The 819-nt window shown below is 45.8% G+C and carries 2 protein-coding genes; both read right to left on the reverse strand.

Annotated elements, in window-relative coordinates:
* Positions 1–287 (reverse strand): hypothetical protein (locus BKN38_RS10070; protein ID WP_216634153.1); only part of this gene is annotated, 287 nt, incomplete at its 3' end.
* Positions 288–507: 220 nt separating this feature from the next.
* Positions 508–819, reverse strand: a 312-nt coding sequence (locus BKN38_RS11340) for a hypothetical protein (protein ID WP_066453727.1), incomplete at its 5' end; no start/stop codon positions are given.

Raw genomic sequence — 819 nt, forward strand, 5'->3', positions numbered from 1 at the left:
TACGCGCCGCCTAGTCGCATTATGCCTGCCACTATAGCAGATATCACGCCCACTAGCACATATCCTGCAAATGCCGCCGGTCTGCTCTCATCATCAAACAAGCAAGCCACCGATACCACCGCCCAAATCCACGCCAGCACATGCAAAGTCGAGCCGACGACATCGGGATTGCATATCGCAAATATCGTCATAAATATGCCAAATATCCCGGCAATCACGCCAAAAAACGCCGCCCACATAGCAATAAGCGCAAGTCCAATAAGTGATAAAATAATCGCAGCTATCATTTATGCTCCTATGCTCCGGATTTGTGGATTTGTTATCGTCTATTTTTGTCTTTTGTCGCGCGAGGTTTTGTGTCATTTGTCGAGGTTTCGTCTTGTCTGCTAGGATTGCGTTTGTTGAGATTTTACAATGGCAGATTCTCGCTCTACATTCTCGCCCTAGATTTTCACCACAGAGACTCTCGCCTTTGCTTGCTTGCTGGCTAGGCTAGCGTTTTGGATTCTAGCCTATTTTGCCTAGCAGATCTTTTATCGCTTGGCGTTTAGAGGGGTCGTTTTTGTAGTCTTGCGAGATGTTTTCTAGCGCGGCAAAAATATCTTCGAAATCCTTTGGATTCTCGCGCTTATATTCTAGCACCAAATCCAGTGCCTCCATAGCAGAATCCGCCTTTGTCCCGCTATCTTTGGCGCTAGATATGATGTCTGCTTTTGCCTTTATCTTGCGCGCGAGGCTAGTCAAGCGATAGATTTTACCTATCTCCCACAATCTTGCAAAATGCCCCAAAAGCTTCACTATATCAAAAATGTTTTGTAT

The organism is Helicobacter sp. CLO-3, from assembly GCF_001854545.1.
GTDB lineage: Bacteria > Campylobacterota > Campylobacteria > Campylobacterales > Helicobacteraceae > Helicobacter_B.